Source organism: Nitrospira calida, assembly GCF_976986435.1.
Genome location: NZ_OZ335950.1, coordinates 3,226,607 through 3,241,395 on the forward strand (window position 1 = coordinate 3,226,607; position 14,789 = coordinate 3,241,395).

Here is a 14,789-nt window from a genome sequence, read left to right on the forward strand (position 1 = left end):
CAGAAAGGAGTGTGCACGATGAATCATCTGTTTGCCGTTATCGCTTGCTTCATCGTGGCGGCCTGCTCTGCCGCAAGCCATGCGTTCGCCGCCGACGCGGCTAAGTCAAAACCGTTGCCCCCCATTCCGCTCTCGTTGGACGAAGTGTTGGCCTGGGTGGACCGTTCGCATCCCTTGCTTAAAGGCGCTGGCACCGAGAAGATGACCGCCAGAGGCAAGTTGCTCAAAGCACTGGGAGCTTTCGAGCCCATCCTCATCAATGATATGGAGCTCGAGCGGTTCATTCCCAGCGGGACGACCGACACCAGAACCGCCGGCTTCAACGACACGGTTATGGAATTCCGGCATCAATCCGGGGTCCGGGCCCAAGCCGGTGTTCGGGATGTCATCGGCACGGCCGCCGCGAAAATCCCCGACCTCGGGTTCAACAACGGCAGGAACCAGGTCGTTCTCGGCGGATTCATCCCATTGCTGCGCGGCCTGATGATCAATCCCGATGCAGCCGAACTTCAGCGGTCGCAGTTGGCCGACCCGATGGCGGATGTCAAGATTTCGCAGACCCGCCAGGACCTGTTCCTAGCCGCCGCCACGCAATACTGGGACTGGGTCGCCGCCGTGAAACTGGCCGACATTCAGAAGCGCGCGCTGAGCGTCGCGGAGGATCGGGCAAAGCAGGTGGAGGGACGTGCCAAGGCCGGCGCCGTCGCGCCACTCGATGTCGTCGAGGCGAATCAGGAGGTACAGCGCCGCAGAGAAATTTGGATCGCCGCCCAGCGCGCCGTCGAGCAGGAACAATATCGTTTGTCCATGTTTCTCTGGGAAAATCACGCCCCCGTGACGCCCCCAGCCGAGCGCGCACCGGACTTGCCGTCGCAGGTTACCGTGCCGCCGCCCGAAACGGTACAGGCCCATAAATTGCAGGCCAAGGCCGATCGCCCCGAAGTCAGGGAAGTGGGGATCGAGGCGAAACTCAACAACATTGATCTGGAATTGGCCAAAAACAATCTGTTGCCCAGTTTGGACCTGTCGGCCGAGCCGGCGCGCGCCCCGGAAAAATTCGTTCTCGGCCTCGGTTACAGGTTCGGCGCAGAATTCCGCATCCCCATTTTCCAACGGCGAAGCCGCGGCGAGGTACTGGAAGCGCAAGCGAAGGCGGATCGCCTCGTGCTTGTCCAGAAGTTCCGCGAACAGCAGGTCGTGGTGGATGTGGATAACGCGCTGTCTGCCATCGAGCGGGCAAAGGAACGCATCGCCGTCGCCGCCGAGTCGTTGCGGCTCGCCAAGACCCTCGAGGAGGGAGAACGCTTCCGTTTCAGCTTGGGTGCCACCAGCGTGCTGTTCGTGAATTTGCGGGAGCGCAACTCCGTGGACTCGGAAAATCAACTCGTCCGCGCTAAGGCGGATTACCAGAAGGCCTTGGCCTTTTATCAATGGGCGATCGGCGCGTGGGCCAAGAGCGAACCGTCGGCCGTGCCGGTGACCTACCGGGCGCGGGAATGATCGCCGAAGGCAGTGGCATTTTCCTTCGTGCTTTGATACGGTTAGGGAATTGTTCGGCCGCCCAACCGGGCGAAAGGGCGATGATCCGGCATCTGCTGGTGATCGGTCTTCCAGCCTGGTGAGTACCTGCCAGCGAGCGAGGGCATGGATCCCAACCGCTCCGACAGCCATCCTCTCACGCTCCAGTCGATGCTCGGCCGTCTCGGACTGCTCCTACGCCTGGAACGCCGGGTGCTCGGCCTGCTCGGATCCTATTCGCTGGCGATCGGGCTCTTTTCGCTCATCGTCCCGTTAACCGTCCAAGAGCTGGTCAACACCTTCGCGTTCGCCATCCAGCCGATCACGATCGTGACACTAGCCGCCATTATGGTGCTGGTGCTGTTGTTTGTCGGCGCCTTCCGTGCATTGCAGTTTTTCGCCGTCGAGATCTTGGAGCGTCGAATTTTTGCGCGCGTTGCTGTGGCGATGACCGAGCACCTGCCTCGCCTCAAATCCCAGGGCTTCCAGCCGCGGTACGCGAACTATTTTTTGGAGACAGTGCTGATGCAGCGCGCCCTTTCGGTGCTCCTGATCGACGTCGTCAATGTCGTCGTCGGAGGCGCCATCGGCATGACGATCCTGGTCTTCTACCATCCGTACTTCTTGCTGTTCAACGCCGTGCTCCTCGCCGGTTTCTGCGTGATCATATTCCTGCTCAGCCACGGAGGCCTGCGGGCGACGATCCAGATGTCCCACGCCAAATACGACACGCTGCATTGGATGCAGGAGATCGCCTACAACCTGCTGCATTTCAAATCGACCGTCAGCGAACCGTTGCTGATTAAGAAAACCGATGAACTGGTCAACGCCTATGTCGCTGCAAGACGCACGCGCTTTCATGTTCTGATGCGGCAGTATCTCGGCTCCGTCGGGTGGCAGGCGTTGGGACACAGCGGGCTCATTGCTACAGCCGGCTGGCTGCTTTCGATCGGCCAACTGACGTTAGGCCAGTTGGTCGCCGCCGAGGTCGTCGTCGGCACGTTGCTGCTGAACTTCGACGCCGTCGTCAAACGCATGGGCCACATCTTCTACTTCTTCACTGCCCTGCACGAGCTGGACTTTCTTTTCTCCTTGCCCAAGGACGTCAGTACGGCGATGTTGTCCGTGCCGCTGCCCGATCCGACGATTCACGGCATTCGGGTGACCTGCAAGGATTTGACTTACGTCCATCACGCGGACGCGGCACCGATCTTCCAACGCTTCAACCTCGAGGTGACGCCGGGAGAGAAGGTCGGCATCTACGCGACCAGCACTATCGCCAAGACGACGCTGGCGCGGGTTCTCGCCGGTCTCGACCCCCCGAGCGCCGGCGTGATCCGCTACAACGGCGTCGATCTACGCCACCTTGATTTGGAGACGATCAACAAATGCCGCGGGTTCGTGCTCGATTCCCAACTCTCGCTGTTCGAAGGGACACTGGAAGAGAATATCGTTCTGGGCCGCACCGGTATCCCCTACAGCGATGTGCGGTGGGCCCTGCGGTTCGCCGAGCTGGAAGAAGAAGTGGACGCCCTCCCGCTGGGGCTCAAGACCCACGTTCGGGCTCCCGGCATGATCCTCGCCCCGACCCACATTCTCCGTATCCTGGTCGCCCGCGCGATCCTGTCGAGGCCGCAAATTCTGATTTTCGACGGGATGCTGCACAACATGCAACCAGCCATCCGGGAAACGATTCTGCGGCGGTTGTGCTCAAAGGAAGAACCCTGGTCGGTTATCTTCGTCTCTAACGATCCCGACCTCACCCCCTACGTGGATCGCCGCATCGTGCTGGACTGAGGCCGTGGGCGTCACGCTCGGTCAGTTCGTTGCGGCCGCGGTGGTGATCAGTGCGGGGTGGCTCCCGGCGAGAACATCATCGGCTTCTCCGGCAACAGCGCCGGAAACACGTCGTCGGCCTTCGCATTGGCCGCACGGGCGGACGCCGTATCATACTGCCCGACAACGGGCCGAAGGGCGGCGCACGGCGATTCCTTTCCAGGATCGAATTTGCTAGACTGGCTCGCATGCGCTCCCGGCTCGGCGAGGCCGCCCTACGGGAGAGGGAGGCGAACCATGCTTGGTCGGTTTCGCATCACATGGCCCAGCGGGTCGCAACTTTTAATCAGCGCGCTGATCGCGGGGCTTGGCTGGGTCAGCGGCCAGGCATTGAGCCAGGTCGACCAAGACCTGCGCGTCATGTACACCGAATACACACTCGGCGCGGCCGACCTGGCTCATATCTCCGCCGATGTGATGCGGTACCGGAATACGATCATTCGCGCCCTCGAAGCCCCCAACAAGAAGGAATTCGAGCGCATTACGGAGTCCCTGCCGTATCAACGGGCCCGCATCCAACACGCTATCGACCGTTACGCCGCCGCGAGCTTGCGGGTCTCGCGCAGCGGCCGCAGCGAGCCGCGTGACCTCCAAGCGGTCCGCGACAGTCTCGACCAATATTTCTCCGCAGCCAGCTTGACGATTCAACTGCTGACGCAGGAATGGAACGCCCCCTCTGCCAAGGAAGCGGCCGAGCTCCGCCGTAAAGCCGAAATCCACGCTGCGGACAATTCCGGTCCCAAGATGATCCAAGTCAGCCTGGCGTTGGATCGACTCATCGAAACCGTCGCGGACGTCGCCAAAGATATGCGCGACGAGGGGACCAGAACCATCCGTACCACCAGCGCGATGCTGGTCGGCGGGAGTTTTTTCATTGCGTTGCTGAACTTGTTCCTCCCGCGGTCGCCGGGACCGCAGCTTCCGGCCACCCTCCCGCCCGCTCGACACGAAGAGCAAGAACCGGCCGTTTCGCCGATCACCGTCTCCGCCGAAAGCCCTAGCTCGGTCTCCCGAAGCGACTGATAAGAGGCTTCTTCGCGTTGCCGTTGAGGGAGGCCGCCGATCCCAGAATCGTCTGGAGCCCGAAGCGACTGATAAGAGGCTTCTTCGCGTTGCCGAGTTCCTCAGCGTTCACGATCGCATGCCTCTCGTCTCTGGCTTTCCCAGTGCGCGAAACAGTTTCGACCGTTCTCGCTCGGTGAGGTTTTTCCATTGGCCCGGTCGCAGGCCGTCGAGCGTGATGTGCATGATTCGGACGCGCTGCAGGCTGACGACTCGATACCCGAGGGCTTGGCACATGCGCCGGATCTGCCGATTGCGTCCCTCCGTCAGCACAATGCGGAAGCAGCGCGGGCCAAGCCTCGCCACAGTGCACGGCTTGGTCCGCTTCCCGAGCACCACCACTCCGCCGGCCATGCGTTCCAGGAATCGCCCATCAAACTCCCGGTCGACTTGGACCACGTACTCCCGCTCATGACCGTGTTCGGTCCTGAGAATCTCGTTCACAATGTCGCCGTCGTTGGTCAGGAGGATCAAGCCGGAGGAGTCCTTGTCCAGCCGCCCGACCGGAAAGATGCGCGCGGGATGCCCGATTTCGGCGATGATGTTGCGTTTCACATGGGGTTCGCTGGTCGTGATGACGCCGATCGGCTTGTGATACTTGATATAGACCGCCGCGACATTCTGGCGAATCACCTGGCCGTCCCTGGTGACGACGTCGCCGGGCCCCACCTTGTCACCCAACCGGGCGATCCGGCCGTTAATCGTGACACGACCTTCTTCAATGAGCCGATCCGCCTCCCGGCGGGAGCAAATGCCCTGCTCGGTGAAAAATTTATTGATCCGGGTCATGGGTACACACTCGCGGTCCCGAGTGTACCAAGAAACAAAGATCGGCGGGGAGAAGGGGGGAAAGAGCCGGGCTACGTCACGCGGCGTCCTGCGCGAACGCGGCCGAGGATGCGGTAGAGCAGGCGCGCGACGGCGAACTGCGGCGCCACAAACCCTTCGATCGGAGCAAGCTCGCTGACGTCCATGCCGACGATGCCAGGCCCCTGAGCCAGCGCCGTGACCAAAGCCAATGTGTCGTACCACCCGAGCCCGCCAGGCTCCGGCGTGCCCAGCGCCGGCAGGAGCGAGGAATCCAGCCCGTCGCAGTCGAACGTCAGATAGACCGGCCCCTTGCAGGCCTTCACCACGTCCGGCACCCACCGCGCGGCGCGCCCTTCATAAGGACCGGCGGGATCCAAAATCTGGGACGCAAAAAACGTGGTCACGGAGGGAGTCCGGTTGATCAAGCCGATTTCTTCCGGCGAGATCGACCGAATCCCGACCTGCACCAGCGGCAACCCTTCGTCGACCACGCGGGCCATGACGCTCGCATGGCTGTACGGGTTGTCCTGGTAGGCCTTGCGAAGATCCCCATGAGCGTCGATCTGGACCACACAGAGATCGGGATAACGGTGCGCATGGGCGCGGATTGCGCCGAGCGCGCCTGTATGCTCTCCGGTCAAGGTTAGGACGAACCGTCCCGGTTGCACGTGGGGACGGACGTAGGCTTCGATGGCCTCCACAGCTTCCCGGTCGACTTTCCCCTCAAGCGCCAGCGGGGCGGCGGTCGCAATTCCACCCCATTCCCGGTAGGGTTCACAATGCAGGGTTTCGTCATACAACTCGACCTGATGAGAGGCATCAATGATCGCCGATGGCCCTCGGTCGGAACCACGAACGTAGCTGGAGGTGTGTTCGTAGGGTGCCGGAAGGACGTAGACTCCGGCATGATCCGGATGGCACCAGGGTTCGCCGATGCCGAGAAAATTCCGCTCCTGGCCGAGCCAACCGTGAGGAAGGGTCATGGTATAGCCGCTGATCTGGACGCTGGGCGGCCGCAGCCGATGCGCGTTGACGCTTATGGACGGCGGCGGACCTTCTTGGGCAGATTCTCCGGCGGAATGAAGACGGCCAAAGCCACCACCGTCGTCCATCTGTTGGGCCGCCCGATCGCGGACTGGGTGATGTTTAACGTCCTAACGATCTTGCCGCCCATTTTAAAGACCTGCTCCCGCTCCTTCCAGGCCTGATTGGCGTCGAACTCGATCCCCAACGTCGTGGCGAGCATCTGGGCCGCCAGATCTTCCGTATACTCACCGGATTCCTCATCCGTCTCGCCGTAAGCATGGTGTTCCGACAGATACCCGTAGGTGCGGCGGTCCGTCGGAATCGCGAGACCGATGGAAGCGGAGATCAACCGATTCCGCTCGTTGGTCTCCGAACGGGCCATCACGCAGAAAGTGATCTCGCCCGGGTTGAGCAGCTTTTCCCCGCGTTTGCGCGGGATGATCTTGCAATTGGGCGGAAGAATCGAAGACACGCTGACAAGATTACAGTACGCCACGCCTGCGCTACGAAGAGCCTGTTCGAAGGACGCCAACTTTTCCTTGTGCACTCCGACGCCTCTGGTCAAGAACATATGAGTCGGAACCATCGTCGCGCTCCCCCCTTCATCCGTGCGAACGCGTCAGCCGCGTCCGCTGCCCACCGGATTTCACTCACGCGCCGTTTCGGACAACCGGCGCACAAGGCCGGTGTTGTACCAAGTTGAAGACGGTTCCGCAATATGGCGGAAGGATTTTTTAGGAGGGACGCAGTTCACTGGCGAAGGTTGAGGACGAGCAGCCGGGGTTCCGTCATCTCTTCGATGGCATACCGTACCCCTTCGCGCCCGAGGCCGGAGTCCTTGACTCCGCCGTAAGGCATATGATCCGCCCGGAACGTCGGAATTTCGTTCGCCAAGACCGTACCCACCTCCAGATTTCGAAAAGCATGAAAGATCCGGCCCACATCTCGAGTGAACACCCCGGCCTGCAAACCGTAGGGCGAATCGTTCACGGCCGTCAACGCGTCTTCGAAGCGTTGATACGGCGAAACGGTCACGACGGGCCCGAATACTTCTTGGCAGGACACTTTCATGGTAGGCGTGACTTCGCTCAGGACCGTCGCCTCCACCACCGAACCCGACCGCTTGCCACCGAGCAACAGTCTCCCGCCTTGCGCCACCGCCTCGCCGATCCAGGCTTCCACCCGTCGGGCGGCAGCCTGATCAATCAACGGGCCGATGACCGTGTCCTCCTTGATCGGATCGCCAGCTTTCAACGCAGCCACCTGAGCCAGAAGCTTTTCGGTGAACGGCTGGAGCACCGACTGATGAACGAAGATCCGCTGGACCGAAATGCAGGTCTGGCCCGCGTAGGCATAGCCACCCGCCGCGCACCGCTGCGCCGCAACATCCAGGTCAGCATCCGGCTCCACGATCACCGCCGCGTTGCCGCCCAGTTCCAGCGTCACCCGCTTCTTTCCGGCCTTGCCTTTGAGCATCCACCCCACGGCAGCGCTACCGGTAAAACTCAACATCTTAAACCGGTCATCGACAACCAGGCGCTCTGCCACCGCGTTGTCGCACGGCACGATGCTCAAGGCGCCGGCGGGCAGACCGGATTCCAGCACAATTTCACCCAACAGCAACGCCGTCAACGGCGTCTGCGGCGCCGGCTTGATCACGATGGGATTGCCCGCCGCCAAAGCCGGAGCGACCTTGTGCGCGACGAGATTGAGCGGGAAGTTGAACGGAGTGATGCCCAGAATCGGGCCGATCGGGAACCGGCGCAGGATCCCGAGGTAGAACTCGGTTCCCGGCGTCCAATCCATCGGGACAATCTCGCCGGGAATCCGCTTAGCCTCCTCAGCAGCGACACTGAACGTCTGAATAGCGCGCGCGACTTCGCGGCGGGAATCAGTGATCGGCTTTCCCGCCTCAGCGGTAATGGTCCGGGCCACCTCTTCTTGTCGGGCGCGCAACGCGGCGGCGATCCGAAGCAACGCATCGGCGCGGACGTGGGCGGGCAGCTCGCGCATAGGGACCGTCGCCGCCTCAGCCGCCTGGACCGCCGCTGCGGCTTCCGTCTGTCCGGCCCGACAGATTTCGGCGATCGTCTCACCGGTGAAGGGATTGACGACCTTGGCGGTCAAAGCCGACCGTTGCCAGTGACCGCCGAGGAGAAATGGGCGCGCCGCTTCCACCGAGCAAATTCCCCATGAGTCTGATGACGGAAGGATTAGTCCGCGGACTCGACGGCGGACAGACCGCTGGGCGTCGCCTGCGACGCGTTGTCCTCAGCCTGAGCCGCGACGGCCTTGGCGATCAGTTCTTCCGTCCCCCAATCCCGAATAGCCTCGAGCGTGAACGCCTCATAGGTGGACACCCCATGGCAGGTGGGACAGTCCGGCTTGGGGACTTTGCGGCGGAAGACTTCGTTCAGGCACGACATACAGACCCACAGGTCCGGTTCGCCGTCTTCGCAGGGTACAGACCAAAACGCTTGTGCGGATGACATACGCAGTTCCTAACCGACCATGGACATTGTAATAATAATTAAGTGGACGAATACGGCTGAACAGCGCAGTGCCGTTACGCACCACCTTTGCCTCGCGGCCGGACCCGCGCCAGCAGCCGCTCGATCTCTTCTTCAAATACCTGATAGGGAAACGCCCCTGGAATCATGACGGCCGTGTCCCCGCCGCGCCCGGTCGGCATCAGGACGAATCCGGGCGTCCCGCGGAATCCCCAGCGGGCTCCCTCCTGCCGATCGTGGAAAATCGAATCCACGTGCCGACCGTCGCGCATGCAGGCCGAGAAGCTCGCAGTATCCAACCCCAGAGCCTTGGCGTGCCGGTCGAACGTCGTCGCGTCGAGCCGCCCGCCGTCCGCGAACAGACGATCATGCATAGCCCAGTAGCGGCCCTGATCGCCGGCACAACGCGCAGCGATCGCCGCATCCACCCCCGGCCCCTGATCGGCGCGGGGATAGTCCCGATAGACGAATCGGACCTTGCCGGTCTCCACATACTTGGCCTGGATGCGGGGCCAGGTCTCGCGGAAGAATTTCAGACAATACCCGCAGGTGAAATCCGAGTATTCAATCAAAGTCACCGGCGCATCCGAATTCCCGCGGACCCGAAGATCCGCCGCGTCCGCGGCACCCCGCAGGGTGCCGCCCGATGAAAGCAGCAGCGCCACGCAAGCCAGCAGCGCCGTCTGGAAGGGCGCCGCCGCTCGTCTGCCTGTCGACACGGTCGGTTCACTCGATCCTTGCGAGAATCGCGCGGTCATGCGGGCTTCCCTTTGTGCCCGAACCGTTCCAGCAATCCCATCATCAGGAGAGGCCAGACTACCGTCGCGTCACTCAATACCTCGGCAAAACGGCCGCCTTCGCTGGGAGGTACGAACTTCCCCCAGGAGATCCCCTCCTGATAGGTGCACCCGCTCAGCCCTCCCCAGTAATCGGGTTCGGGGCAGATCCGCACCCCGTACTGGAAGCGAGGCGGTTTGACGTTCAACCCCAGCCGCAAGTTCCCGATCTCGATATATGGCCCGACTTGCTGCGCCCAGTTCCGCGGCACTCCGCCTCCGATCGTGAAAATACCCAACCGCTTGGCCGAGAGGACATGGTCCGTGTAGCTGTTCAAATCCAGATAAGGATTGAATGCCGGGCAGAACCGATGAAGCGCCCGTAACACCGCAAGATCTCCCCCCGCTTGTCCCTGAGCCTGAGCCCGGGCTAAGTCCACGGACTTGCCCATCGCCCAGGTGCCCACATCCAGTCCCATTTCGGAATCGGTGAAAGCCGGGATGTACACGGGGACTTTTTTGAGATACGCGCTCTTCAAAATGCCGCTGCCTTCATACTCCTCCGCCAATGTCCGCCCCAATTCCCGCGTCAAGATTTCCGAAGACAACGGCTGATCGGCGTTGATCCGCTTGAGCGTTTGCGACACCACATGTTCTACGTAATTGAGGTTGGCTTCCATCTCCAAAGTATCGTACACCCGGTTATAGCCCTTGCGGAACAACTCCTCGTCGCTCATCGACGGACTGTGCCGATAGTGTACCTTCCCCACAGACTCGCTGAGCCCATGCGCGATCAGTGCGCCGGTTGAGACGACGACCTGAACCATCCCGTAATCGATCATGCTGCTAATGATCTTGCCCATTTTGGCGATCGTCATGGCGCCCGACAGCGTCAAGACGACCGAACAGTCCGGATCCTCGATCATCGCTACCAGCACCTCGAAGGCTTCGCCTAAGCGCCGGCCTCCGAAAGCGGTCTTGCGCATCGCGACAAGGAGGTCCGAAAAAGATGTGATCTTGTCTGGATCAAGAGGCTCAAGCGCCTCTAACCCGTCCTTTGCGCCGTCGTGGAATTCGCGTGCGGGCATGCTGCGCACTCCTACTCAAGCCGAACGAGCGCGACACAAAAGCGACTCCCTTATACACAACCGATCGTATAGGCGTCAATTCACGAGACCTTAGCGGAGAGACGATTCTCCCCGTTAGCTTCGCCAGTAGAGGAAGATCATCGATGACTCCGCGGACACGTGCGCGCCGAATCGGACGCGACCCCATGCCGACAGCCAAACAACCAGGCGGCGTCGCCACAGCACAGGACTCGACGCGAAGAGCCGGATCCGGACAGGGCGTGGCTAGTCTTCAGCGAGCGGAGGATCCGAAGGCCCTGCAGCTTCGAGCGGCCGGTCCGTCAGCGCCTCATAAGCGGTCGTGACGGTTCCCACGGGAGATACCTGCAACAGGAAAGGGGTCTCCCAGTCACCATCTGCGATATCGTACTCCTCCGGCACTAGGACTCGGCGCAGATTCTGATCCCGCGCGGCCGCCAATTTGAGCGAAATGCCACCGACCGCGCCAATATGCCCGTCCCGGGTGACGGTACCGGTCAACACGCGGGCTGGCTTAATGAAATCGCCCTTCGCCAAGGCCACGACCGTCAGGCCCACCATGGCGGATAGACTTTCGCCATAGATGGTGACTCCTTCATACGGCACGGTCAACGACACACTCCAGGAATCCGTATTCAGACCGGCCAGTCGGGCCGCTCGATTGATCGCGGTCACCACGGCCACCTGTGCTCGGATCGAAAATCGTCCCGGATTGGACTCAAAGGTGACCTCCATCCCGTTGCGGTCCTTTCGGCTCGCTACGGAAACCTGGAGTTGGGCGACTACCCCGATCGGTTTTCTGTCCCGGTCGAACGTGGTGCCCAAGATTGGAATGATTTGCTTTCGGTGTTGGACTTCCTCCTGAAACGACCGGGCCAGCGCGGGCGAATTGATGACCACGACCGCCACAACGAAGGACGCGGCAAACCGCGCGAACCTGAGGGCCCCGCGGCGAGCCCTCTGCGCAGACAGCGGTTTGTTGGAAGAACCCTGATCGCTCATGGGAAACGCCCCCAGACGGTCTCTGTTTGGATTATACCGCGTGGTGCCTAAAAGTGAAGTCCATGACGCCCCCTGCTCCGTGTGTTCGTTCGGAACGAGAGCGAGGAGTGCCGGGCAGCGTGCCCGGAGGAAATCGGATCAATCTTCGAGAAAAATGCGGATCGATCAAAAAGGGGCGCGGACCCCAATTGCGCGGGTCCATCCCTATGGACGGTGTCAAGGCAGGGGGTGGCGTGAATTCGTCCGTTCCCGTCGCAACGACCAATTTCTGGAGACGGACGCGAATGTATCGAGGCAGGTAGCGCCGCGCTTCCAGATACCGCATCAAGCGCGCCTTGTCCTCGGCATCCATCATCAGAATTTCCAAACCGAAGCGCGCTTCGTGGGTCCAGATCACAGCCGCGAGGCGTACGGCGATCGCTTTTTCAGGGATCGGCAAGCGGAGACGGGCTTGCACATACTGCGCCGGAACCAAGTCCTTGCGACTGGGGCACCAGCAGCCCGGCACTGACACATCAAACACACGTCCTTCAGCCTCCAGTGATCCATCCTCCGAACAGGAAACGAGGTAATCCACTAAGTGACGCGGACGCACGCGACAATACATAGTCGTACCTGCTAGCGAGTTAGAACGGCCCGTCATGGAAGGCCCGCCGAGGGCCGGCCCGATCGCCCATGCCTCTTCTGAGCTTCCTGCGCCAAGACATCCGCTTTATGGGAAGCGGCTTGCACTGTTTTATGGGAGAATCTGCCGAGCAGATCCGCCAACCCCTCCACTGTGGGAGCAAAGGCGATTGTGCTGTCGATCTGGGCAGGCGAGTCTCCAGGTCACTCTCGAGTCGTTGCGCAGCAGCATGTTCGTCCTGACATGGTTTGGACAGGATACGGTCAGCGAGTTGCGTTCATTCCATCGAAACAATCGCCAGACTGCTCGCAAGTCCGGCGTTCGCTCCTGCTTTCGTCTGGACTCTGCGCACATGAAGCAGCAGGACAAAACCATCCGTAGAATGTGCCTTGACGGTATATCCTTTGGACCGCAACGTTTGAGCCATGGTCGATTCGACGGCTTTGGACACCGAATCGTGACCATCGTTCAGAATCGACACCGTCTGGCCGAACACCTCAGGAACGGACGCCTCAAAGAAAACGACGGAAGCCAGAGAGGCATGGCGGTCATTCCAAACAGCCTTGCGCAGGAGATCAAGATAAGCTCGCACCGCAAGGGTGACCTGCCAAACGACGAGGCGCTATTCTGCATTGGGGGAAAGGAAGCTCCTCGTCGGTAGGGAGGCGAGCGACGGCTCCAGACGCGGCCACGAGCCGCCAAGCGGCGAACTGACGATTGGAACAAGAGCCACTGGAAGGTTTTATCCGCCCGCGTCAAACGCGCAAAGGCGATAAAGAGCGGGCGGCACGCACGAAGTGCGGTTTGGTGGTCCCAACGGGATTCGAACCCGTGTCTGAGCCTTGAGAGGGCTCCGTCCTAGGCCAGGCTAGACGATGGGACCAGCGAAGCCATGAATCGACTGAGTTGAATGACGAACGAGGTGTGAATAGGCGCTTGCCTGTTACTAGCGCGACGGGAAGGCACAGTACCATACGATGAAAGCCGAATGCAAACCGCTGTACGGCGTTCGGCCGTTGATCAGGCCCCCGTTAGAAGCAAGATCCCTACGCCGGCGGTATTGTCTATATAATTGTCTATATATAGATGATCGCTCCCGATAGGCTTCAGCACTGGAAGGCCGGACCGACGTATGGCTCCATTCCCAATCGCCACTGCCAAGAAGCTGATCGATGAAACCGATGTTTAATCCCGCAGCTGGCTCGGGAGTTCTCTTGTGGACATTGTGCCTCATCCTGTTTGGCTGTTCGAGCATTTCTCCCGCCAAGGAATCGCTTCGCTGCGGCAGTTCTTCTAAGATTCACGTCACGGCGGCTAAGCCGACTGTGTCCGTCTTCTATACCGAACCGACCACCGCTCAGGACGGTCGTCCTCTCACATCGTTAGCCAAAACGACCATCTATGTCGACACGGGTGACGGGTCTGTCACTGCAAAAGAAATCCCCGCCACGAGCCCTCACGGCGGCGGCCAAATTTCGCAGATCATTCCGATTCCGCTGAAGCAACACGAGGTTATGGCGTCGATCTGTGTGACCGCGACCGATAGCCTGGGGAATGAAAGTCCTCCTGCTTCTCCGTGACGTGCAATCCTCTCCCCGAAGCCTCGAAATACGAACGCCTTGTCAAGCCCGGTCGCAGCCCTTGATCACGGGCTTGACTTCACTTTGAGAACGGCCTAGCCTTTGTCGTGCCTGGTCCGCTGCGCGCGCCTGAACAAACCAATTTTATACACGCCACAGGTTATCGAGGGCGGACATCGAAAACAATCTGGAGGTTTTGTGGCCGAGAAACTCGATCCCAGCGGAGCGAGCCCCGCGCGACCAACTCAGGCCGTTGAACCCAGCAAGTCCAAGCCCTCGATCGAGCTTAATATCGGCTCGAACGTCTTCCGCAACACAAACGGAGTCATCAAGCTGCAGGGCAAGGAGCAAATGGTCGTGGAGTTCCATCCAGAGGAAGGTCAACTGCTGTTGACCATGGATTTTTATGACAGCGCAGGGAACCATATCGCCCATCTGCGACGCAACGCGTGGGCGTTTAATACGGCGAACCGATTCGCGCTCACCATCGGTTCGGCCTCGCTGTCCTTGTTTAACGAGCCGCTGTGGCTGAAAGTGTCCGACCGAAGCAGCGGCGACGTTGTGCTGGAAATTACAGTAGCGCATAGCGGGAAGATCCAGATCCCGAACGGGAAGTTTTACACCCACAAAGGGCACCTTGTTGAGATCACTTCTCATTACTGTCGCGTCGTCCCCGGCCTAACGTTGTTTAGCGATGTGTTTGAAGCTCGCGGTGGGGCTGCGTCGATCGGATAGGTCTTGGAGCTGGAGGACGGTTGATCGGTCGATGATACAACAACCAAGCGTTGACTGGCGGGAGAGTGAAGACTCTTCAAAGCCTTAAGTCCTCGGGCCGAGGTTCTTGCCGTTGAGCACCTGAGCACCAGGCGTAAGCGCTCTTTGTGCGCCGGCTGGATCTGCAGGAACTCCAGCCCAAATTCGGCGGCCTTTCTCCACCG

14 protein-coding genes and 1 tRNA gene are annotated in these 14,789 nt (G+C 60.7%); 4 read left to right on the forward strand and 11 right to left on the reverse strand.

Features of this window, described 5'->3' with window-relative positions; translation table 11 throughout:
- Nucleotides 1–18 precede the first annotated feature (18 nt).
- From ACWHTU_RS15765 to ACWHTU_RS15775, 3 genes are all read left to right on the forward strand, one after another.
- Complete coding sequence (locus tag ACWHTU_RS15765; RefSeq protein ID WP_447860344.1) at nucleotides 19–1,500, forward strand: TolC family protein; 1,482 nt, start codon at nucleotides 19–21, stop codon at nucleotides 1,498–1,500.
- Between the two features lie 144 nt (nucleotides 1,501–1,644).
- A complete protein-coding gene (locus tag ACWHTU_RS15770; RefSeq protein WP_447860345.1) occupies nucleotides 1,645–3,315 on the forward strand; it encodes an ATP-binding cassette domain-containing protein in 1,671 nt (556 codons plus the stop codon).
- A 276-nt stretch (nucleotides 3,316–3,591) separates the two neighbouring features.
- Nucleotides 3,592–4,377 (forward strand): MCP four helix bundle domain-containing protein, encoded by a 786-nt coding sequence (locus tag ACWHTU_RS15775; RefSeq protein WP_447860346.1) that lies wholly within the window; start codon nucleotides 3,592–3,594, stop codon nucleotides 4,375–4,377.
- A gap of 108 nt (nucleotides 4,378–4,485) precedes the next feature.
- Here ACWHTU_RS15775 and ACWHTU_RS15780 read toward each other — a convergent pair whose 3' ends face one another.
- The 11 genes from ACWHTU_RS15780 to ACWHTU_RS15830 all read right to left on the reverse strand — a co-directional run bounded on the left by ACWHTU_RS15780 (nucleotide 4,486) and on the right by ACWHTU_RS15830 (nucleotide 13,154).
- Nucleotides 4,486–5,205: a pseudouridine synthase gene (locus ACWHTU_RS15780; RefSeq protein WP_447860347.1), complete on the reverse strand. Its 720-nt coding sequence runs from the start codon at nucleotides 5,203–5,205 to the stop codon at nucleotides 4,486–4,488.
- A gap of 71 nt (nucleotides 5,206–5,276) precedes the next feature.
- Nucleotides 5,277–6,209 carry an agmatinase gene (speB, locus tag ACWHTU_RS15785; protein ID WP_447860348.1) on the reverse strand — a complete coding sequence of 311 codons (933 nt, stop codon included), beginning with the start codon at nucleotides 6,207–6,209 and terminating at the stop codon, nucleotides 5,277–5,279.
- Nucleotides 6,210–6,262: 53 nt separating this feature from the next.
- Complete coding sequence (locus tag ACWHTU_RS15790; protein ID WP_447860349.1) at nucleotides 6,263–6,838, reverse strand: pyruvoyl-dependent arginine decarboxylase; 576 nt, start codon at nucleotides 6,836–6,838, stop codon at nucleotides 6,263–6,265.
- 164 nt (nucleotides 6,839–7,002) lie between these two features.
- Nucleotides 7,003–8,430: an aldehyde dehydrogenase family protein gene (locus tag ACWHTU_RS15795; protein WP_447860350.1), complete on the reverse strand. Its 1,428-nt coding sequence runs from the start codon at nucleotides 8,428–8,430 to the stop codon at nucleotides 7,003–7,005.
- Between the two features lie 35 nt (nucleotides 8,431–8,465).
- Entirely contained in the window at nucleotides 8,466–8,744 is a 279-nt protein-coding gene (locus ACWHTU_RS15800) for a hypothetical protein (RefSeq protein ID WP_447860351.1), read from the reverse strand.
- A 74-nt stretch (nucleotides 8,745–8,818) separates the two neighbouring features.
- The gene (locus ACWHTU_RS15805; RefSeq protein ID WP_447860352.1) at nucleotides 8,819–9,520 is read right to left on the reverse strand and encodes a DsbA family protein; all 702 of its coding nucleotides are present in this window, start codon (nucleotides 9,518–9,520) and stop codon (nucleotides 8,819–8,821) included.
- The gene (locus ACWHTU_RS15810; RefSeq protein ID WP_447860353.1) at nucleotides 9,517–10,626 is read right to left on the reverse strand and encodes a deoxyhypusine synthase family protein; all 1,110 of its coding nucleotides are present in this window, start codon (nucleotides 10,624–10,626) and stop codon (nucleotides 9,517–9,519) included. Before ACWHTU_RS15810 ends, ACWHTU_RS15805 begins: the two co-directional genes overlap by 4 nt.
- A gap of 264 nt (nucleotides 10,627–10,890) precedes the next feature.
- A complete protein-coding gene (locus ACWHTU_RS15815; protein ID WP_447860354.1) occupies nucleotides 10,891–11,646 on the reverse strand; it encodes a S16 family serine protease in 756 nt (251 codons plus the stop codon).
- Nucleotides 11,647–11,677: 31 nt separating this feature from the next.
- Nucleotides 11,678–12,289, reverse strand: coding sequence for a PilZ domain-containing protein (locus ACWHTU_RS15820; RefSeq protein ID WP_447860355.1), 612 nt, complete (start codon nucleotides 12,287–12,289; stop codon nucleotides 11,678–11,680).
- A gap of 259 nt (nucleotides 12,290–12,548) precedes the next feature.
- Nucleotides 12,549–12,863 (reverse strand): hypothetical protein, encoded by a 315-nt coding sequence (locus ACWHTU_RS15825; protein ID WP_447860356.1) that lies wholly within the window; start codon nucleotides 12,861–12,863, stop codon nucleotides 12,549–12,551.
- Nucleotides 12,864–13,076: 213 nt separating this feature from the next.
- Nucleotides 13,077–13,154 (reverse strand) — tRNA-Glu (locus tag ACWHTU_RS15830).
- 895 nt (nucleotides 13,155–14,049) lie between these two features.
- Here ACWHTU_RS15830 and ACWHTU_RS15835 point away from each other — a divergent pair.
- Nucleotides 14,050–14,586, forward strand: a complete 537-nt coding sequence (locus ACWHTU_RS15835; RefSeq protein WP_447860357.1) for a hypothetical protein — start codon at nucleotides 14,050–14,052, stop codon at nucleotides 14,584–14,586.
- The last annotated feature ends 203 nt before the right edge of the window (nucleotides 14,587–14,789 follow it).